Origin of the sequence: Trichocoleus desertorum ATA4-8-CV12 (genome assembly GCA_019358975.1) — a bacterium.
Classification (GTDB): domain Bacteria; phylum Cyanobacteriota; class Cyanobacteriia; order FACHB-46; family FACHB-46; genus Trichocoleus; species Trichocoleus desertorum_A.
Map to the genome: position 1 here is coordinate 18,942 of JAHHIL010000009.1, position 17,749 is coordinate 36,690.

A 17,749-nucleotide genomic window follows, 5' to 3' on the forward strand; every position below is an offset into this window, starting at 1 on the left:
GCTGCGAGAGTTTAAAATGCGTGTTCTAGAAACCCTACAAGTTGTTCGTTGCCCTAATTGCGGTAGTCATGCCGAACGTTATCATCTTTCAGATGATCATTTGACTCGAACTCAATGCCAAACTTGTGATTATTTAATGATTACCTGCACAATCACAGGCAAAGTAATCGAAGCCTATGCCCCTGGCATCTACGCCCGTCATTAGATTTGCACTCGCGATTGCCGCACTACAATCGCAGCACTACGGTAGGAGTGATTTTAAGCGATCGCTCCTACTTTTTTTGCCCGCAATTGACCACAAGCAGCATCGGCTTCTAAACCCCGCGATTGCCGCACACTCGCAGCAATATGATGCTGTTTCAAGCCATTGAGAAAAGCCTGAATCCGCTGTGGACTAGGGCGTTGATAATCTACTTCACTAATCGGGTTATAAGGAATTAAGTTAACGTGGCTCTGAAAACCTCGTAGATGTTCCGCCAGTTCCACCGCATGTTCTGGGCAGTCATTTAACCCACCCAACAAGATGTATTCAAACGTAACCCGTCGCCCGGTGAGCTGCACATACTCACGGCACTCAGCCAGCAAGTCTTGCAAAGGATACTGTCTGGCGCTCGGAATCAGTTGCTCCCTGACTACTTGGTTAGAGGCATGCAGGCTCACGGCTAAAGTAGTCTGTAATTGGTGAGCGGCTAAACGCCGAATGCGACCCGGAATCCCTACGGTCGAGATGGTCATGGCACGTTTACCAATGCCAACATCCTCGTTTAGCGATCGCAGCGCACCCAAAACATTGTCTACATTGAGCAAAGGCTCACCCATGCCCATAAAGACAATATTGCTAACTCGCTGTTGAAAGTCTGCTTGAACTGTCAAAACCTGATCGACAATTTCGTGCTGCTCCAGATTGCGGAGGAAGCCGCCTTTACCTGTAGCGCAGAAGTCGCAACCCATCGGACAGCCGACCTGAGAAGACACACAAACAGTCAGACGCTTTTCGGTGGGAATGCCTACGGTTTCAATAATTTGACCATCAGCCAGCCGTAGTAGAAATTTCACGGTACCATCTGGTGCAGCCGCTCGGTAATGCAACGTTGAGCGTCCTATGGGCACATCAGCGACCGTGGAACGCCATTGCTTGGAGAAGACTGAAATTTCGTCCAGCGATCGCACCCCTTTTTGGTAAATCCACTGGTGTAACTGTTGCCCTCGATAAGCAGGCTGTTGGTGCTGTTTCACCCATTCTGTTAGCTCTGCTAACGAAGCACCTAGGAGGGGAGACGAAGCTACCGCAGCTGGCATCGGAGTCGCAGTTCCTGATTGACTAGCAGTGATAGCCTGTGCCACAGGTTGATCGGAGTAAATTCTATCCATGCGTTTTCTCAATTTCAGGAGCGACTAGTGTTGTCAATAATTGCAGTTGCTATTTTGACAAACTTTTGATTGTAGAACTTTGGTTTCTCAGCCCTGACTCACGCAGCTACGATCGGCCCGTTTCGATGTCGTTAAATCAGTTGGCCCAAGGATTCTCATTCTAGCTCAATTGGCCTGTATAGCCTTGAGCAGCGCTTTTAATTCATGCTTCTTGCAGTCAAAATTTTGGACTAGAGAATCGCAGCCCAACTTGGATTCTGCACTCAGGCAGATAAAATCAAGTTTGTAGCTGAATCCTAAATTCTCATGCCCTTGGATCTGCCAATTTTGTCCCATCTCTGGAGTAGCGGCTATGGGCTTATGGCCTTTGAGTTCAAATCTCCAGGCCCCATATTAGTTGAGTTGGGACCTCTCACTATTCGTTGGTATGGCCTCTTAATTGCCTCTGCGGTACTGATTGGGGTTAGTTTGTCCCAAGCCTTAGCCAAGCGTCGCCAGGTCGATCCAGATTTGATTGGCGACCTGATTATTTGGTTAGTCGTGGCTGCAATCCCCTCGGCTCGGCTTTATTACGTGCTGTTTCAGTGGCAGGAATATGCTCAACGACCGGAAGATATTATTGCCATTTGGAAAGGGGGCATTGCGATTCATGGCGCTATTTTGGGTGGATTAGTTGCTAGCTTAATTTTCGCCAGAATCAAACGAGTTTCGTTTTGGCAACTGGCAGATTTAGTCGCACCATCTTTGATTTTGGGACAGGCGATCGGGCGGTGGGGCAATTTCTTTAATTCAGAGGCGTTTGGACGACCGACTAATCTACCGTGGAAGCTGTTTATTCCCCCTCAACAGCGGCCTATAGGGTACGAGAATGTGGCGTACTTTCATCCCACTTTTCTCTATGAGTCTCTGTGGAATTTGATGGTGTTTGGAATTCTCATCACCTTGTTTTTCCGGGGGCTGCGAGGGAAACCTGCTTTGAAGGTGGGGACGCTGTTTTTGGTTTATTTAGTCAGTTACAGCTTGGGGCGTTTCTGGATTGAGGGACTGCGAACAGACAGCTTAATGATTGGCCCGCTGCGGATTGCTCAAATTATTAGTTTGGTGGAAATCAGTATCGGGCTGATTGGTTTATTTTGGCTCTACCGATTGCATCGTCCGTTACCTGATGTGGTGGCTGTTCAGGAAAGCGATCGTAAGTTGCGCCAGGAATCGGATCATCTTCCTTGAATTTGGGATTCAAACAAGAAAAACCCCAGAAGCTAAATGGCTTCCAGGGCTAAATCAGGGTGCATCTACCATTCCTTAATCCCACGGTGGTATTGCTGATCCGGATAGATTGAGTTCTGGGGCGATCGCTTTATCAAGTCTTTACGGTTATGCTCTAGAACCGAGCCTTTGGGGGCGCTTGCCCCCAACCCCCCGCTGAGGGACGGCTGCGTCCCCCAGACCCCCTCCAGAAGTAACTTCATGTATGGGGAGGCTCCACGCTAACTCCTCTGCACTAAAGACTCAATCGAAATTTATGACTACGCTTGATACTAATTCTGTTGTCAGTCAACTTCCTGAAACACAGGGTAGCTCTGGTCTAGCGCCTGCTGTCTATATTGTTGGGGCTGGTCCGGGTGATCCAGATTTGCTCACGATCAAAGCCCAGAAGCTACTGGCTCAGGCAGATGTGATTTTGTTTGCGGATTCTTTGGTACCTCGGCAAATTTTGCAAGGGGTACGGTCTGATGCAGAACTAATTCGCACGGCTAATAAGACGCTGGAAGAGATTTTGCCGCTGATGGTGGAGCGGGTGCGATCGCAAAAGTCGGTGGTGCGGTTGCATTCGGGTGACCCCAGTTTGTATGGGGCGGTGCATGAGCAGATGCAGGCTTTGGCGGAGGCAGAAGTACCGTTTGAGGTGATTCCTGGGATTAGTGCGTTTCAGGCAGCGGCGGCGAAGCTACAAGTTGAGTTGACGGTGCCAGGATTGGTACAGACGATTATCTTGACTCGGATTAGCGGTCGGACTGAAGTGCCAGAGGCGGAAGAGTTAGCGGGTTTGGCGGCACACAAGGCTAGTCTTTGTCTCTACCTCAGCGCTCGTCATGTGGAAGCGTCTCAGGCGAAGTTGATGGAGCATTATGCCGCAGATACGCCTGTGGCGATATGTTTTCGGGTTGGCTGGCCTGACGAAAAAATTCGGGTGGTGCCGCTGAGTGAGATGGCATCGGTGACACAACAGGAGAATTTGATCCGGACTACGCTCTATGTGATTAGTCCTGCTCTAACGGCGACTCAAGCGCGATCGCGGCTGTACCACCCAGAGCACGATCATCTCTTCCGCCAGTAGGATTCTAGTCGGATTAGGACTGGGCTGTGGTTTTCCTCCCATGAGTCTGTAATACACTGAGCGATGTAGTGCCAATCAGGTATAGACCCTTGCTAGACGAACAAGCGAAAAAGACAATCCTGCGTAAAATTCCCCACGGAATCTACATTTGTGGAGTCAAAGAAGGGGAAGAGGTGAATGGCTTTACTGCCAGTTGGGTTATGCAGGCTTCCTTTAAGCCCCCTCTCGTCGTCAACTGTGTGAAACAAGACTCCCGCTCTCACGCCATGATCAAGAGCACTGGTGTCTTCGCTCTGAGTTTCCTAGAAGCAGGACAGAAGGACTTGGCGCAAAAGTTTTTTCAACCGCAGCGTCGAGTGGGTAACAAGTTTGATGATGTCGAGTTTTACCTCGGAGAAACGGGTTGCCCAATCATTTCCGAAGCTTTGGGATATGTGGAATGCCGAGTGGTGGGTGCGGTTGAGCATGGCGATCACACAGTTTATGTGGGTGAAGTGATTGCAGCAGGTACTCATCGTGAAGGCGAGCCTCTCTTGCTAGAGAGCACAGGCTGGCAATACGGTGGCTAACGCTTTGATTGCTAAGGATAAGGGGTTGTGAGGGCTAAGTCTTGGGCTTAGCCTAAACAATCAGCTCATCAGCTAGTGAAGTTTAAAATTTTCATATTGTCACTATGCCTTTGATCAAGGTTCAAACTTCTATTTCTGCTCCAAACAAGTCTCAAGTAGACAGCTTACTCAAGCAGTTGTCGGCTGGGCTAGCAAAACATACGGGTAAGCCTGAATCTTATGTGATGACGGCTTTTGAGCCAGAGGTCGCCATGACTTTCGGAGGTACGTCTGACCCTACATGCTACGTGGAGATCAAAAGCGTAGGTACGATGGGACCGACACAAACCAAAGCCATGAGCCAGGATTTTTCTCAGCAAATTGAGCAAGCTTTGGGGATTCCTGCCAATCGCACCTACATTGAGTTTGCCGACGCTAGAGGCTCGATGTGGGGTTGGAACGGCTCGACGTTTGGTTAGGGTGAGGCGATCGCTACTTCGCTAATTGCGATCCAACTCTGACTGGTTGAGTTCCCAACACTTCGCCTCTGCTGCCTGAAACGCCTCTAGATAGTCTTTGCCCCCTAACATCGCATCCCCGTAATACTCATAGGGGGCGGCTCCATACACAGGCAGCGGATCGTCCTCTGGATAATCTTCTTTGGCTTCTTCGATCGCAGCTTTTAATTTCTTGACGCTCAATCGCTGAGCGGGAAAGTACCAAATCTCTTCAGGAGCCCGATTTAAGTGGGGTAGCGCCGGATCAACGATCGCATCCTCCACTTCTAGCCAGCAGTGCTCCATGGGTTTATAGGGTATACCTGGAAGCACGAGGAACCCCTGCACATAAGTCACCCCTGGAATCAGCAAGGCTGCTTCGTAAGCATTGTCGAAAGAGGTTTTGGCTTTGTGACTAAGCCGCTGAGCAATCTCTTCTGAGAGAGCAGCGTTTAACGGTTTACTCATTCAAACCCTCCTGAGCTTCTCAAACATTCAGCCTTGCTGGTGGCAGCTAACCCTGGAAAGTGGGTCTAGCTGGCTTCAACTCCATCAATCAAGTCTTAACTTTCAGTTGCAACTTCTGAATCTGCCTCAACGGTAGAATTTTCCTCTACTTCTGGCTCTGGTTGCACCACAGGCGGCTTAGGCTGAGTAGGTTTTGGCCCCCGCATCAAAGCAGGATTGACCGGAGTTCTGGCACGATCGTCCTCTTGATCTCTGCCTCTTCCTTTTCTTTTGCCTCTGTCGCCGCCTCTGTCGCCGCCTCTGTCACTGCCTCTGTCGCTGCCTTTATCGTTTCTGTCACCTTTGTCGCGCGAAGGCCGACTTCTAGGTCGTTCTTCAGAGTTGCGAGTACCCGAATCGGAGGCTTCCGATCCTTGGAACCCTGCTGCATCACTACTGGGATTGTCTGCAACCTGACGTTCAGACTTCTTGATGGGACGTTCTACCATGATTGAGAAATTCTTTTGCTGATGTCGTCTCTTCCAACTGCTAATGTAGCGTACCGTCTCCCCCGACGGGTAATTTTACGGTTTAGTCACGGTGGAAAATTTTTCGCTCGTCCTTTAAATCTGGCGGATGGGAATTCATCGCTCAAAAACTTGTTGCTTAAGCCAGCTAGTCAACCCGGTAAGGCATTAAGCAGCGATCGCACCATTTGCATTCCCAAAATCAGCACGAACCCCCCACCTGCCAATAAGCTCAAGGGCCGCAATACTCCCTGAAGCTGTCGTAGCTTTAGCTCTAGTTCCCCTTCGTAGTAAGCAGCTAGTTTTTGCAGCATTTCGTCTAAATTGCCAGTTTCTTCACCTGTGCGAATCATTTGCAGCGCGATCGCTGGAACCTTACCTTGTAGGCTACGGCTGAGGGTTTGTCCTCGTGCCACTTGTTGACTCGCGATCGCCAAGGTTTTAGCAAGTTCTGGGTTAGGGATGCGATCGCAAATTAACTCTAAAGCGCTTAGCAGCGGCACTCCACAGCTCAAGGGCAGCTCTAGCTCGGTAAAATACAGCATGCTCTGAGCTTCCAGCAGCGGCTTGAGGACAGGTAACTGAGCCAAGAATCGATACAGACCCGTAGCCAGAAGCGGCTCCAAAGGCCGAGTGCGGAACCAATAAGCGCTGCCACCAACAACCGCCAATAGCAGCCCAGTCATGACCCAAAAACCAGGTTGACCTAAAAAGTTACGCCCACCTTGCAGTAGAACTACGAGCAGCAACAGCAGACTGATCACAGTCGCAACACTGATGAAGGTCACGGAGCGGTAAAGTCGGGCCCGTCGTTGCTGTTGCTCAGCCGCGATCGCCAATTTGCGACAAGTTGCCGCTAAGCTACCGCTGTACTCAGCCATCTGAATCAAAGCTAAAGTCCACGGGCTCCAGACAGGTGGCTTTAGGGTCATTGCCGTCGCCAAGTCCTGCCCCTGAGCAACATTGACACTAGCTTGCTGTAGAGAGCGCTGTAATGCAGCACTGCAATCTTTACCCGCCAAATTCAAGCTTTGCTGCACAGGCAACCCTGCATCCAACAAAGCTGAGAATTGGTGAAAAAAGCTTGCCGTTTCTTTAAGCCCGAATTTGGGAGAGAGCACCACTGCCAAAATTAAATTACAACTGCCAGCTTGGTTCAATTCGCTCAGCTTAGCAAGCGAACCTATCTCAAATAAACTCCGTCCATTAAGCAAGGTCTAGTGAAACCAGCGATCGCGGAACAACCCAGCATCACGAGCTTCATAAAAGTGCAGTCGGCCAAAACCTAAAAATTGCCCATGCGCCTTTTCGCCTGAGGGAAAGGCCGTGACACCAAACAAATAGACCCCGCCAATGTTGGGATTACGGACCGGACGCAGCCCCACCGTCACAGTTTGCCCCGGAGCGATCGGCGGATCGAATGTCACTGAAACTGTCCGCGTTTTGCGATCGCCTATTACTTCACTTAAGGCCACCGCTTGTCTCCTGCCTCTAGGTTCACCCACAAAAGCTTGGGTGTCTTTCAGGTCGTAGCGCAGGGCATCAATCCCTTCTCGCTGCGCGATCGTCACCTTCTGTAGAGGTTCCCCCGCAGTTTCTGGCACATCTAAGGTGAAATAATAAGTGGCTCCCCAAACATAGGTAGCACTTTGCGTGGTTGTGGCCTTTAATAAGCGCGGTGGTTGCACAAAGTAAACCGTACCATCTGCTAGGGTTACAGCCTGGCTAAAGGGCGTGTTCATGCCCCAAGTTGCCACAGCAGCTGACAACAAAATCCCTAACCTAACCGTCATCCCTTTCATTGCCTCCATTACCACATCTCCTACCCAGATCCACCAACTTCCAGATAGCTGGCTTTGTCTCTTCTCTTCTCTTCTCTACTTCAGTTGTAGACCAGGTGTTATCAGAGTTGCTGTGCGCGACGAGCCAAGAGCAAGAACTGAGGGCCAATATTTAGTTTTTTTACGGGTTGTTTCTAAATTTAATCAGGCGTGAATTTCCACAAAACAGCTCACCCTTTTAAGACCCTAATGCTATTGTGAATTCAGGCACCAAACAGCTCCTCTTCTTCAATCCAATTGATAATTCCTAGGATCTGAAATGGTTAGCCTCCTGCGCTAGTCAGAATGTTTTCTCCAATGTTAGATCTGACTTTACAAAAGCAACTGTGTTTGTAAGCCATAAGCAGTTCGCCAATCTCATAACTCATCAATCTGTGATTGGTTTTTCGCTCTTCTTTCCTTACAATCAGCTGATCTTTTGTAAAGCCTGTTGCAGAAAATTAAGTGCTTCACCTGAAGTATCTTAAGCGGTATTTAAGAGTCTATCTCACAAGCTGTAGTAGATGAGTGATAGGTTATTCCAGTGATTAAGAAGGTGTTGTAACCTTTCGCAGATCTGGCAAGTTGAAGGCTTTGGTCCACTTTTGAAAAAAACTTCCTGATTGACTACTCTTAAAGAGTCTGACAGAAGGCTGCCAGACTCATTTAGTTTTGTATCCCTTTACCAGACAAGTACATTGACTCCTCGTAGAAGTTAGAGAGTTGCAAACTCAGCAGTTCTTGTCGTCATGGCTACTTCTTTAAATAAGCTGAAACTCTATAGTTCAATCAGTCTACTTTTACAGGAGATAGTTCCGATTTATTTCATACTTCTAAGAGGCCAAATTCGCTAAGCTAAAGGTAAGTACATCCAGGAATTCTTATGCATTCAAGCGTAGATAGTTTTAGCACTCCCAATGCCGTAATGCAGCGACCTCGATGGCAGACAGTTTTAGTTTTTACGTTAGTTTTTTGGCTTAGCAGTAGCCTTATTCTAGATTTGGTGATTATGCCAAGTCTCTACGCAGCGGGCATGATGAACCAACCTGGATTTGCCGCTGCTGGATACGCTATTTTCTGGCTTTTTAACCGAATTGAATTACTTTGTGCCGCCTTGGTGTTGACGGGGGTTTTAGTCCTGCGTCAGATGCAACCTGTTTACAGTCGAAAAGGCTATGCAGGGGTGCTGCTGGCTGGCATCCTGGGGGCGATCGCGCTCATGTATACCTATGCTCTCACGCCTCAAATGAGCGCTCTAGGTTTAGAACTAGATTTGTTTAACACTACTATTGCCATCCCAGCGGGGATGAACCAGTTGCACGGCAGCTATTGGGCTTTGGAACTGCTAAAGTTTGTCTCCGGTGGGCTGTTGTTAAATCTTTGCTACCGCGATCGCGTTTAAATGCGTCCTATCTGCGCTAAGACCTGCTCCCAGAGCAACTTTACTTTGTATTTCTAGCCAAAAAAGCTCCTGAGCCGATCGGGAGCTTCTGCTTTAGGTGCCTGTCAGCCCTAGGAGTCACTTAGTTTAGAGTTTCTTCGGCATCGGGGAGTAAATCAGCACTAGGCCATAATAGCCGCACTGCCATTACCGCAAATCCTAAAGCCGCGATCGCCTTGACCAGCCGAGTTGGCAAGAGATGAGCAGCCCCATGGCCCAATAGGACTCCTATTAAGCTAGCAAGTAGCAACGCTGCTGCCGTCCCAAAAAATACAGCCCGTGGAGACTTGGAGCTGCCGCTGAGAGCGATCGCGGCGACTTGACTCTTGTCACCTAATTCTGACAAGAAAATAGTAATGAAACTCAGTCCGAGCAGGTGCCAATCCATAAGGTTTTAAGAAATTGCAGGGCCGCGATCGCGAATGGTCGAAATGTCTTCGAAATTAAACTTTGAAATTAATCTGTCGGGGCTAACATCCTAAAAATGCACGACATCCCATAGGAGGGAAACAGAGACCACCAACAGAGCCGCTCCCGCAGCCGTTTCTAACGTTTTGGGTGAGAGCCGATTTGCCAACCAACGCCCTACAATCACACCTAGTAGGCTCGTTGTAATCAAGGCCAATGCCGCTCCCGTAAACACAATCCAGGGCGACTGAGACTCGGCACTCATCAATAACGTCGTTACCTGCGTCTTGTCGCCTAACTCTGCGAGAAAAATAGTGACGAAGGTGGAGCAGAATACTCCAAATCCTTGCCAACGCTCCTGATGATCCTCAGACATACGCGGAGCCTTAGCCTGCTGTGGCAATTCCACTTTTTCAATTAGAGTTGTGTGAACAGGTTCTGGCTCACTCAGTTGCTGCATCAAGGACTGGGTAGCAGGAAAAACTGGGACAGATAGGCTGGTAGGGCGGGAGGATAATTGCACAGGTAACGCGCCAACTCATTTTCATTTTCTTTTCATTATTATGCGCAGGGTTACCCGAAAGATCAATGAATCACGCCAATCTCGCGCTCAAATTTCAGCATCTCTATACTGCGATCGCCATACACCGCTTCAATTTGTTGCTCACAGCAATCAATAGCAAAGTCGTTGAGTTCTTCTGGCTCAACATCGTATAAATCTTGAAACACATCGGCTTGCACCCGACAGAAGCGAGGGCGAGTGTCATAAATGCTGCATTCACGGCTGTTGTGGTCGAAGTGAATGCACCAACCATCCTCTCCCACCATGTTGAGATAAAGGGCTAGCTCGTCTCCCGATAAATACTGGTCCAAATCAGGGCGATCGCTAGGGTCAAGATGACAACAAGCCCCACAATATTTGACACAACGCCAAGTCGGCATAATCTACAAAGTCTCTAGAAACTGGTCTAATGGGGGTATTGGCGATTTTGAATAGGTGTCCAATCAAAATCACTACCAAGCTAAAACTATATGCCCACTGAATGAGCTTAACGGTTTTTTAGGCAAGCGGATGGCAGGCTGATTTTGCCTTACCTGGGAGTATTTAGAGTTTTGTAAACTTCCTTAAAAAACTGGGTGTTGACAGGTAAAATTAGCCTCAGGCATTCCAACCCAAGGTACAATTCATTGGGTTATTCGGGAGGAGAAATGGATTTTCTGTCTGGTCTCGCTGGCAACATCAACTTCGAGGCGATCGCGCAACTTACCTTCGTAGCGCTGATTATGCTTGCTGGTCCTGCTGTCATTTTCGTGCTGGCAGCGAGAAGGGGCGACCTCTAGATTTCTATTGTTTAAACCTGAGACCAAGATTTCGGTTTTAAAACAATCGGCAACAAAGTTTTACCTAAAAAGCTTCAAGTAAGAGAGAGTAATAAAGAGCCTGCTTCACGGTAGGCTCTTTTCTTTTGGTCTTTTAGGGTTGGTCTTTCGGGTTGGTCCTTTGGCGCAGTCACTCAGGTGTCAAAAATAGTTCATAGGATCTACAGGTTCTCCAGCTTGGCGAACTTCAAAATGCAGGTGTGGACCAGTCGAGAGCCCCGTGGAGCCGACTGCTGCGATCGCCTGTCCGCGCTGTATTACTTGTCCTTCAGCTACATAAAGCTCGCTGGCATGCCCGTAAAGCGTTGTGATGTCGTTGCCGTGGTCGATGACGATCGCGTTGCCATAACCGCCATACCAGCCTGCATAGATCACAATCCCTGCATTAGCGGCCCGAATCGTACTGCCGTAGTCAGCCCCAAAATCAGTTCCAGAGTGAAACCGTTCGTAGCCTAAAATCGGATGCGTCCGCCAGCCAAAGCCACTGGTGATCGGGCCATCTGAGGGAACGCTCATGAGACCTGTACCCCGGATCACAATGCTGCCTTGACCTGCGGCTGCTTCTTTGGCTCTTCGCTCAGCCACCCGCTGCAAAATCAGTTGAGTTAAGTTCTCGGAATCTTGCGCTAGTTGAGCTTCTGCGGCCTCTAAAGCCGATTGATCAGAACGGAGGCGCTCCACTAACTCTTGCTCTGAGCGAGATTGAGCTTGCAACTCTGATTGCTGCACTAACAGTTGTTGGGCGAGGAGAGCAATTTGATTTTTTTGCTGTTCCACTTGTTGTTTTTGAGCTACGAGATCTCGTGACTCCGCAGTTAGCTGAGCTAAACCATTGCGATCGGCTTGATAAACCTTTCTCAATCGGTAGCGACGATCCAAAAAATCATTCAAGTTTTGGCTTTGCAATAGCACCGCCCAACCTTGGCTCCCCTGCTGTCGCTGGAGGAACCGTAAGCGAGCCACTGTCGCCGATTGGCTTTTCTGATAGGTGCGTTCAGCGATCGCCAAATCCGCTTGCAATTCTTTGAGCTGCTTTTTGGCTAACTGCAATCGATATTGATTATCTTTGATTTGTACATCGGTCACTTGCAAGTTTTGGCGGAGAGTACCAATCCGATTCTTGGCAGCTTTTTCCTGCTTTTGGATGCGATCGCGCTCTTTCTGAATCTCCGATCGCTGTTTTTCAACGGCTTTTTGCTGCTCCTGTAAAGTTTCCAGCGCCCCGTCAGCTTGAGCCACCGTTTGGGCGACTTGAATCGGTGCTACTGGTGTTGCATAGGTGGGGGCAGCTAGGCCACTCAGCCAAAAACTACAAACTACGCTAAAAACCAAAGCGCACTTAAACCACTTGGCCAAATTTAGCCAAGCCCGAAGACTATTAAGGTTGAGGGGCTGAATCAACGTCACACAAGTTAGGGCAAGCAGAGCAAGATTAGGTAGGAAAACCGACCTACTACTAGTAGCAGATTTTCAGGTTAGTCGCGTCACTTTTTAGCTGACTTCCTGCCTAAATCTGGCGATCGCGCTCCATGTCTAGTGCTCATTTCCTAGAATTCAGACGCTAGCCAAACATTCTGACTGGTTGAGAGAAATTTGGTGTTGCGTGCCCCAATTAGATAAATCAGCTAGGGCGCGATCGCGATAGCAGCCATACCTTTCTTGCTTGTTGCGGATGCGCTTTTCTAGTTCAGGCAGAATGCCAAAATTGGGCGGTATCGGTTGGAAATGCTTAGGCGAAGCAGAGCTAATAAACTCGAACAACGCACCCATCATAGTGGTAGCAGGTAAAGCAATCGGATCTAGACCCCGAGCCAAGCGAGCGGCATTGGTTCCCGCTAACCAACCGCCAGCAGCAGCAGCAGTATAGCCTTCTGTGCCGACTAGCTGACCTGCGGCGAGTAGAGTTTGCCGTTGCTTGAACTGCAAAGTGGACGATAGCAGCTCTGGGGCGTTGATAAATGTATTGCGGTGCATCACGCCCATGCGGACAAATTCAGCATTTTCCAGCCCTGGAATCAAGCGAAAGACTCGCTTCTGCTCACCCCAACGCAAATTGGTTTGGAAGCCCACCAGATTCCAAAGCTGTCCTGCCTTGTCTTCTTGGCGCAGTTGTACCACCGCGTAAGGTCGATGACTTTGGTTCTCTGGGGCGCGGAAGTCGCCTTTGCGAGAGTCGAATAAGCCCACAGGCTTGAGGGGGCCATAGCGCATGGTGTCTTCCCCGCGTTTGCCCATTTCTTCAATCGGCAGACAGCCTTCAAAGAACTTGGCGGTTTCGCGATCGAAGTCTTTGAGTTCGGCTTGCTCGGCTTGGCATAACTCCTGCCGGAAGTGGAGATACTGTTCCCGATTCATGGGGCAGTTCAGATAAGCAGCCTCCCCGCGATCGTAACGAGAGGCGCGAAAGGCGATGTCAAAGTTGATCGATTCTCCAGTCACAATGGGGCTGGCCGCATCAAAGAAGTTCATGTACTCCAACCCCGTGAAGTGCCGCAACGCTTCTGCCAGATCGGGACTGGTTAATGGGCCAGTAGTGAGGACCGCTATGCCTTCAGCCGGAAGTTCGTGAATTTCTCCTCGACGCAGTTCGATCAGTGGGTGACTAGACAGAGTTTCCGTCAGGTTTTGGCTGAACTGGCCGCGATCGACTGCCAAAGCCCCACCTGCTGGGACTGCATGCTCATCGGCTTTACCAATGATGATGGAACCCAAACGGCGCAATTCTTCGTGCAGGAGACCCGCAGCGCGATCGCTGGATTGGGCACCAAAAGAGTTGCTACAGACCAGCTCGGCCAAATGCTCGCTGTGGTGGGCTGGGCTTAAGCGCTCCGGTCGCATCTCATGCAAAACGACGGGAATCCCAGCTTGAGCAATCTGCCAAGCCGCCTCTGTCCCTGCCAAGCCTCCCCCAATAACGTGGATCGCTGAGGTGCCAGTGGTGCTGAGCGAACTATGCACTGAATTTAATCTCCTATTTAAGCAGCGGAATCTTCAAACAACAGAATCTTCAAGCAACAAAATCTTTAAACAATGGCGGCAGTAGTGTCTGTCGAGAAACTGTAAATGATTTGAGTTTCTAGATGCTCACAGACCGCTGAAGGCAGTTGGCTCAAAGCAAACGTGTGGCGATCTAGCTGAACTTGCAAGCTCTTAAACGGGTCAGAGCCGGGAGAAATCAGAAACTCAAGTTTTTGAATTTGCGGCCAACTAGCCAGATCATCCAGAATTCTGGCGATCGCTTGGACGTAGGGGTGGCTGGGTTGATGATACCAATCGGCAGTGGCCACGTTGGCTTGGTCGAAACCTACATGTACCGTGAGCGAAGGTTTGCCAAAGAGGGCGATCGCGACGGGACGCGCTTCTTCCTGCAACAACAAGTCATGGGCATCTACCAAATGCCGCAATTTTTCTAAGCGCTCGTAACGCTCAGTGGCAGATTTGGGCTGATCTTGCCAATGAATCGCCACCGTCATCAAGTAAGTCTGCAATAGCATGTGGCCTAGCTTGGTGGCTTTGGTTTCGAGATAGGTAGAGTTGTAGGGAGTCGCTTCGATTAAGAGGGGGACGCGATCGGCTACTTCTAAGCCATAACCCTTCAAGCCCGCAATCTTGCGTGGGTTATTGGTCACAAGACAAATCTTCTTCACGCCCAAGTCATTCAGGATTTGCGCTCCTACGCCATAATTTCGCAGGTCAGCGGGAAAGCCCAATCGCTCGTTGGCTTCGACGGTATCTAGCCCTAAATCTTGTAAGGAGTAAGCCTTTAACTTATTAATTAAGCCAATACCTCGGCCTTCTTGCCGCAGATAAACCACGACTCCTTGGCCCACGTTCTCAATCATTTTCAGGGCGGCTTGGAGTTGCATACGGCAATCACAACGGAGGGAGCCCAGAGCATCTCCCGTCAAGCATTCCGAGTGCATCCGCACCATCACCGTTTTGTCACCGAACTGGCTAGGGTCACCTTTAACGATCGCCACATGCTCCGAATTGTCGAGGGCGTTGCGGTAAGCGTAGATCTGGAAGTTGCCAAATTCTGTCGGCAGTTCTGCGATGGTTTCTCGACCTACAAAGCGCTCATGCTGCAAGCGATAACTAATCAGGTCGGCAATGCTGACAATTTTGAGCTGATGGGTGCGGGCGTATTCAATTAGTTCTGGCAACCGAGCCATTGAGCCATCAGGATTTTGAATCTCGCAGATCACGCCGGAAGGGTACAGCCCTGCCAAACGAGCCAAGTCAACTGCTGCTTCGGTATGGCCTGCGCGCTTCAGTACTCCACCCTCACGTGCTCGGATGGGAAAGATATGTCCGGGGCGGCGTAAATCTTCGGGATGAGTGGCTGGGTTGATAGCAACTTGAATCGTCCGAGCGCGATCCTCCGCCGAAATTCCAGTGCTAACGCCTAACTGGGGCGACGCATCAATGCTGACCGTAAAAGCGGTCTGGTTACTATCGGTGTTGTTCGTAACCATCAGGGGCAAGTCCAGCTCATCAAGGCGATCGCCCGTCATAGCCAAGCAAATCAACCCTCGCGCTTCTACCGCCATGAAGTTGATCATGTCAGGTGTAGCAAATTGAGCTGCACAAATGACATCTCCCTCATTTTCCCGGTTTTCATCATCGACCACGACAATGGCGCGACCTGCCTTGAGGTCAGCCAGAGCAGCATCAATAGCATCAAACTTGGAAGGTTGGGTTGAGGCGGTTTGAGGCGATTTCACAGAGAAACTCAAAGTAACGACACCGTAAAGTTTTTTGAAGCCTACTTATGTTTCGATTGTAATCCGTTTAGCGCGGCAGAGTGGTGCAAATAGCTTAGGTAAGCCGCCAGAATCGACTTGTTAAAGCAGTAATTTCTAATACTAGAGCTTCAATATTAGCGAAAGGGGATTGGGCTGATCAGGAGCGCTAATTCCTTGAAAAAATCACAGCAATTGTGCACACCAACTTGACGCTTTAGGTACTACAATGCAGCAAAAGTTAAGCGTTTACTGTTGAACCTCAGAAAGGCCAAATATCATGGGTGATGTGGGACGCGTGCCCGTTGGGATTATTGGCGCGTCGGGTTATGGCGGCGTACAGCTAGTGCGGCTTCTGATTGATCATCCAGGAGTTGAACTTGTTTATTTGGGTGGAGAGAGCAGTGCTGGGCAGGCGTTTGCTGAGCTTTACCCCCATCTCAACCATCGAGTTGACTTAGTCATCGAACCGATTGATCTCGATCAGATTGCAAAACGCTGTCAAGTTGTCTTCTTGTCTTTGCCAAATGGCCTAGCCTGTCAAATGGCACCCATATTGTTGGAAAAAGGGTGCAAGGTCTTAGATCTATCCGCAGATTACCGATTTTCCAATTTAGAAACTTACGAGATTTGGTACGGGAAAAACCGCACTGACCAAGCGATCGCAGAAACGGCGGTGTATGGATTGCCTGAACTGTATCGCGATCGCATTGCCGAGGCGCAACTGGTAGGTTGTCCAGGTTGTTATCCCACGGCTAGCTTATTGGCACTTTCTCCTTTATTGAAGCAAGGGTTGATTGTCCCTGAAACTGCTGTGATCGATGGCAAGTCAGGCACTTCTGGTGGGGGGCGGCAAGCCAAAACGAATCTCCTTTTAGCAGAAGCGGATAACTCTCTCGCTGCCTATGGAGTCGCACGCCATCGCCACACCCCAGAAATTGAAGAGATCTGTAGTGACTTGGCAGGTCATGAAGTGTTGGTGCAGTTTACGCCCCACCTCATTCCGATGGTTCGCGGTATTTTGTCTACCGTATACGCAACTCTGCGAGATCCGGGTCTAGTCCGTGAGGATTTACTCACAATTTACATGGCTTTTTACCGCTCCTCGCCTTGGGTAAAAATACTGCCAAGCGGTGTATATCCACAAACCAAGTGGGCCAGTGGTACTAACCTCTGCTACATCGGTGTTGAGGTAGACTCACGCACCGATCGCATTATTGTGATGTCTGCGATCGACAACTTGATGAAAGGTCAAGCAGGCCAAGCAGTCCAATGCCTGAACTTGATGATGGGCTGGAATGAAACCTTAGGATTGCCACAACTAAGCTTTTATCCCTAACGTTTAAGCTAGCTCAATCAGAGAAAAATTGGCGTTCCGAAAAGACTTAGGAGTAGGTGTTAGTATCTACTCCTTTTTAGTCGCTAATTTCACTAATCGAAATTACATCTGCTGACGGATGCCCCTCAAAATCGCAGTCGCTAATGTGTTAGTTAATTCAATTAATTTAGTATAGTGCTACGCATCAAGTTTAGGGCAAAGGGTGTGTGGGGGCTTCGCCCCCAGCCAGGGGTTTCACCCCTGCACCCCGTCTTAACCTTTATCGGTACTGCTATAAAAATAATATTTTCAGGAAGCTCTTAGCTTATGAATATTATTGCTTGGATCATTTTAGGGTTACTTGTAGGGGCGATCGCGAAAGCCATTTACCCAGGTCGCCAAGGTGGCGGTATTGTCGGCACGATGTTCTTAGGAATTATTGGCGCTCTGATCGGCGGCAGTCTAGGTGCCTTTTTACAAACAGGGACTTTCCAACTTGTTGCTACGAGTCTCACCTTAGGGGGCATCTTTCTAGCCGTTTTAGGCGCAGTTATTGCCCTTTTCCTATGGAGCTTATTGACTCGGCAGAGTACTTAGCAGACTTTTAATCTCGACTTCAGATAACAAAAAGAGAGCCAGACTCAGATCTAACTCTCTTTTTGTAGAATCTTGATGAATCTAATCGATCGAAATGGATTGAGGACCGTTATTTCGACCGTTTGAGGTGCTGTGATTGAACGTAGTAGGCGTTGAAGTACCCGCTTGTTGATCTAGCCAGCTCTTTACTGGATCATCAGCCAGGTTTAGCCGAAAAACGCCAGAAACCAATCCTCCTAGAAATGCCATTGGCTGTCGAGTTAATTCTTTGAAAATGGGTGTGAGTTCATCAACAAACATGGAAGTACTCCTAAC

Annotated in this window: 22 protein-coding genes; 9 read left to right on the top strand and 13 right to left on the bottom strand. The window is 49.2% G+C overall.

What is annotated here, in order from left to right; genetic code table 11:
• Positions 1-16 precede the first annotated feature (16 nt).
• The gene (locus KME12_09945; GenBank protein ID MBW4488099.1) at positions 17-205 is read left to right on the top strand and encodes a replication restart DNA helicase PriA; all 189 of its coding nucleotides are present in this window, start codon (positions 17-19) and stop codon (positions 203-205) included.
• Positions 206-258: 53 nt separating this feature from the next.
• Here KME12_09945 and rlmN read toward each other — a convergent pair whose 3' ends face one another.
• On the bottom strand, positions 259-1,299 hold the full coding sequence (gene rlmN / locus KME12_09950) for a 23S rRNA (adenine(2503)-C(2))-methyltransferase RlmN (GenBank protein MBW4488100.1): 1,041 nt from the start codon (positions 1,297-1,299) through the stop codon (positions 259-261).
• Positions 1,300-1,677: 378 nt separating this feature from the next.
• On the opposite strand from rlmN, the gene lgt reads away from it, so the two are divergent.
• Entirely contained in the window at positions 1,678-2,598 is a 921-nt protein-coding gene (gene lgt / locus KME12_09955) for a prolipoprotein diacylglyceryl transferase (GenBank protein ID MBW4488101.1), read from the top strand.
• 65 nt (positions 2,599-2,663) lie between these two features.
• On the opposite strand, the gene KME12_09960 is transcribed toward lgt, so the two are convergent.
• The gene (locus KME12_09960) at positions 2,664-2,840 is read right to left on the bottom strand and encodes a hypothetical protein (protein ID MBW4488102.1); all 177 of its coding nucleotides are present in this window, start codon (positions 2,838-2,840) and stop codon (positions 2,664-2,666) included.
• Between the two features lie 53 nt (positions 2,841-2,893).
• On the opposite strand from KME12_09960, the gene cobM reads away from it, so the two are divergent.
• From cobM to KME12_09975, 3 genes are all read left to right on the top strand, one after another.
• Positions 2,894-3,709 (top strand): precorrin-4 C(11)-methyltransferase, encoded by an 816-nt coding sequence (cobM, locus tag KME12_09965; GenBank protein MBW4488103.1) that lies wholly within the window; start codon positions 2,894-2,896, stop codon positions 3,707-3,709.
• A gap of 89 nt (positions 3,710-3,798) precedes the next feature.
• The gene (locus KME12_09970; GenBank protein MBW4488104.1) at positions 3,799-4,278 is read left to right on the top strand and encodes a flavin reductase family protein; all 480 of its coding nucleotides are present in this window, start codon (positions 3,799-3,801) and stop codon (positions 4,276-4,278) included.
• Between the two features lie 104 nt (positions 4,279-4,382).
• Positions 4,383-4,736, top strand: coding sequence for a hypothetical protein (locus tag KME12_09975; protein MBW4488105.1), 354 nt, complete (start codon positions 4,383-4,385; stop codon positions 4,734-4,736).
• A 21-nt stretch (positions 4,737-4,757) separates the two neighbouring features.
• Here KME12_09975 and KME12_09980 read toward each other — a convergent pair whose 3' ends face one another.
• The 4 genes from KME12_09980 to KME12_09995 form a co-directional block, all read right to left on the bottom strand.
• Positions 4,758-5,222 carry a hypothetical protein gene (locus tag KME12_09980; protein ID MBW4488106.1) on the bottom strand — a complete coding sequence of 155 codons (465 nt, stop codon included), beginning with the start codon at positions 5,220-5,222 and terminating at the stop codon, positions 4,758-4,760.
• Between the two features lie 95 nt (positions 5,223-5,317).
• On the bottom strand, positions 5,318-5,710 hold the full coding sequence (locus KME12_09985; protein MBW4488107.1) for a hypothetical protein: 393 nt from the start codon (positions 5,708-5,710) through the stop codon (positions 5,318-5,320).
• A gap of 170 nt (positions 5,711-5,880) precedes the next feature.
• Positions 5,881-6,888 carry a type II secretion system F family protein gene (locus KME12_09990; GenBank protein MBW4488108.1) on the bottom strand — a complete coding sequence of 336 codons (1,008 nt, stop codon included), beginning with the start codon at positions 6,886-6,888 and terminating at the stop codon, positions 5,881-5,883.
• Between the two features lie 57 nt (positions 6,889-6,945).
• Complete coding sequence (locus KME12_09995; protein ID MBW4488109.1) at positions 6,946-7,521, bottom strand: DUF2808 domain-containing protein; 576 nt, start codon at positions 7,519-7,521, stop codon at positions 6,946-6,948.
• Positions 7,522-8,473: 952 nt separating this feature from the next.
• On the opposite strand from KME12_09995, the gene KME12_10000 reads away from it, so the two are divergent.
• On the top strand, positions 8,474-8,950 hold the full coding sequence (locus KME12_10000) for a hypothetical protein (GenBank protein ID MBW4488110.1): 477 nt from the start codon (positions 8,474-8,476) through the stop codon (positions 8,948-8,950).
• Positions 8,951-9,071: 121 nt separating this feature from the next.
• Here KME12_10000 and KME12_10005 read toward each other — a convergent pair whose 3' ends face one another.
• The 3 genes from KME12_10005 to KME12_10015 all read right to left on the bottom strand — a co-directional run bounded on the left by KME12_10005 (position 9,072) and on the right by KME12_10015 (position 10,339).
• Entirely contained in the window at positions 9,072-9,377 is a 306-nt protein-coding gene (locus tag KME12_10005) for a TMEM165/GDT1 family protein (protein MBW4488111.1), read from the bottom strand.
• Positions 9,378-9,467: 90 nt separating this feature from the next.
• Positions 9,468-9,773 carry a TMEM165/GDT1 family protein gene (locus KME12_10010; protein ID MBW4488112.1) on the bottom strand — a complete coding sequence of 102 codons (306 nt, stop codon included), beginning with the start codon at positions 9,771-9,773 and terminating at the stop codon, positions 9,468-9,470.
• A gap of 209 nt (positions 9,774-9,982) precedes the next feature.
• Positions 9,983-10,339 carry a YkgJ family cysteine cluster protein gene (locus KME12_10015; GenBank protein ID MBW4488113.1) on the bottom strand — a complete coding sequence of 119 codons (357 nt, stop codon included), beginning with the start codon at positions 10,337-10,339 and terminating at the stop codon, positions 9,983-9,985.
• A gap of 267 nt (positions 10,340-10,606) precedes the next feature.
• On the opposite strand from KME12_10015, the gene KME12_10020 reads away from it, so the two are divergent.
• Positions 10,607-10,738, top strand: a complete 132-nt coding sequence (locus tag KME12_10020; GenBank protein MBW4488114.1) for a photosystem II reaction center protein Ycf12 — start codon at positions 10,607-10,609, stop codon at positions 10,736-10,738.
• A gap of 180 nt (positions 10,739-10,918) precedes the next feature.
• On the opposite strand, the gene KME12_10025 is transcribed toward KME12_10020, so the two are convergent.
• The 3 genes from KME12_10025 to ribA form a co-directional block, all read right to left on the bottom strand.
• On the bottom strand, positions 10,919-12,079 hold the full coding sequence (locus KME12_10025; GenBank protein MBW4488115.1) for a peptidoglycan DD-metalloendopeptidase family protein: 1,161 nt from the start codon (positions 12,077-12,079) through the stop codon (positions 10,919-10,921).
• A gap of 252 nt (positions 12,080-12,331) precedes the next feature.
• On the bottom strand, positions 12,332-13,699 hold the full coding sequence (trmFO, locus tag KME12_10030; GenBank protein ID MBW4488116.1) for an FADH(2)-oxidizing methylenetetrahydrofolate--tRNA-(uracil(54)-C(5))-methyltransferase TrmFO: 1,368 nt from the start codon (positions 13,697-13,699) through the stop codon (positions 12,332-12,334).
• Between the two features lie 101 nt (positions 13,700-13,800).
• Positions 13,801-15,513 (bottom strand): bifunctional 3,4-dihydroxy-2-butanone-4-phosphate synthase RibB/GTP cyclohydrolase II RibA, encoded by a 1,713-nt coding sequence (ribA, locus tag KME12_10035; protein MBW4488117.1) that lies wholly within the window; start codon positions 15,511-15,513, stop codon positions 13,801-13,803.
• Between the two features lie 286 nt (positions 15,514-15,799).
• On the opposite strand from ribA, the gene argC reads away from it, so the two are divergent.
• A complete protein-coding gene (gene argC, locus KME12_10040) occupies positions 15,800-16,858 on the top strand; it encodes an N-acetyl-gamma-glutamyl-phosphate reductase (GenBank protein ID MBW4488118.1) in 1,059 nt (352 codons plus the stop codon).
• Between the two features lie 306 nt (positions 16,859-17,164).
• On the top strand, positions 17,165-17,434 hold the full coding sequence (locus KME12_10045; GenBank protein MBW4488119.1) for a GlsB/YeaQ/YmgE family stress response membrane protein: 270 nt from the start codon (positions 17,165-17,167) through the stop codon (positions 17,432-17,434).
• Between the two features lie 81 nt (positions 17,435-17,515).
• Here the strand turns inward: KME12_10045 and KME12_10050 are convergent, their stop codons facing one another.
• Complete coding sequence (locus tag KME12_10050) at positions 17,516-17,734, bottom strand: hypothetical protein (protein ID MBW4488120.1); 219 nt, start codon at positions 17,732-17,734, stop codon at positions 17,516-17,518.
• Positions 17,735-17,749: the final 15 nt, after the last annotated feature.

Bases quoted from the DNA above. Each gene is read 5' to 3' on its own strand.
- KME12_09945 (MBW4488099.1), top strand. From the start codon at position 17: ATGCGTGTTCTAGAAACCCTACAAGTTGTTCGTTGCCCTAATTGCGGT.
- rlmN (MBW4488100.1), bottom strand. From the start codon at position 1,299: ATGCCAGCTGCGGTAGCTTCGTCTCCCCTCCTAGGTGCTTCGTTAGCA.
- lgt (MBW4488101.1), top strand. From the start codon at position 1,678: ATGCCCTTGGATCTGCCAATTTTGTCCCATCTCTGGAGTAGCGGCTAT.
- KME12_09960 (MBW4488102.1), bottom strand. From the start codon at position 2,840: ATGAAGTTACTTCTGGAGGGGGTCTGGGGGACGCAGCCGTCCCTCAGC.
- cobM (MBW4488103.1), top strand. From the start codon at position 2,894: ATGACTACGCTTGATACTAATTCTGTTGTCAGTCAACTTCCTGAAACA.
- KME12_09975 (MBW4488105.1), top strand. From the start codon at position 4,383: ATGCCTTTGATCAAGGTTCAAACTTCTATTTCTGCTCCAAACAAGTCT.
- KME12_09980 (MBW4488106.1), bottom strand. From the start codon at position 5,222: ATGAGTAAACCGTTAAACGCTGCTCTCTCAGAAGAGATTGCTCAGCGG.
- KME12_09985 (MBW4488107.1), bottom strand. From the start codon at position 5,710: ATGGTAGAACGTCCCATCAAGAAGTCTGAACGTCAGGTTGCAGACAAT.
- KME12_09995 (MBW4488109.1), bottom strand. From the start codon at position 7,521: ATGACGGTTAGGTTAGGGATTTTGTTGTCAGCTGCTGTGGCAACTTGG.
- KME12_10000 (MBW4488110.1), top strand. From the start codon at position 8,474: ATGCAGCGACCTCGATGGCAGACAGTTTTAGTTTTTACGTTAGTTTTT.
- KME12_10005 (MBW4488111.1), bottom strand. From the start codon at position 9,377: ATGGATTGGCACCTGCTCGGACTGAGTTTCATTACTATTTTCTTGTCA.
- KME12_10010 (MBW4488112.1), bottom strand. From the start codon at position 9,773: ATGTCTGAGGATCATCAGGAGCGTTGGCAAGGATTTGGAGTATTCTGC.
- KME12_10015 (MBW4488113.1), bottom strand. From the start codon at position 10,339: ATGCCGACTTGGCGTTGTGTCAAATATTGTGGGGCTTGTTGTCATCTT.
- KME12_10020 (MBW4488114.1), top strand. From the start codon at position 10,607: ATGGATTTTCTGTCTGGTCTCGCTGGCAACATCAACTTCGAGGCGATC.
- argC (MBW4488118.1), top strand. From the start codon at position 15,800: ATGGGTGATGTGGGACGCGTGCCCGTTGGGATTATTGGCGCGTCGGGT.
- KME12_10045 (MBW4488119.1), top strand. From the start codon at position 17,165: ATGAATATTATTGCTTGGATCATTTTAGGGTTACTTGTAGGGGCGATC.
- KME12_10050 (MBW4488120.1), bottom strand. From the start codon at position 17,734: ATGTTTGTTGATGAACTCACACCCATTTTCAAAGAATTAACTCGACAG.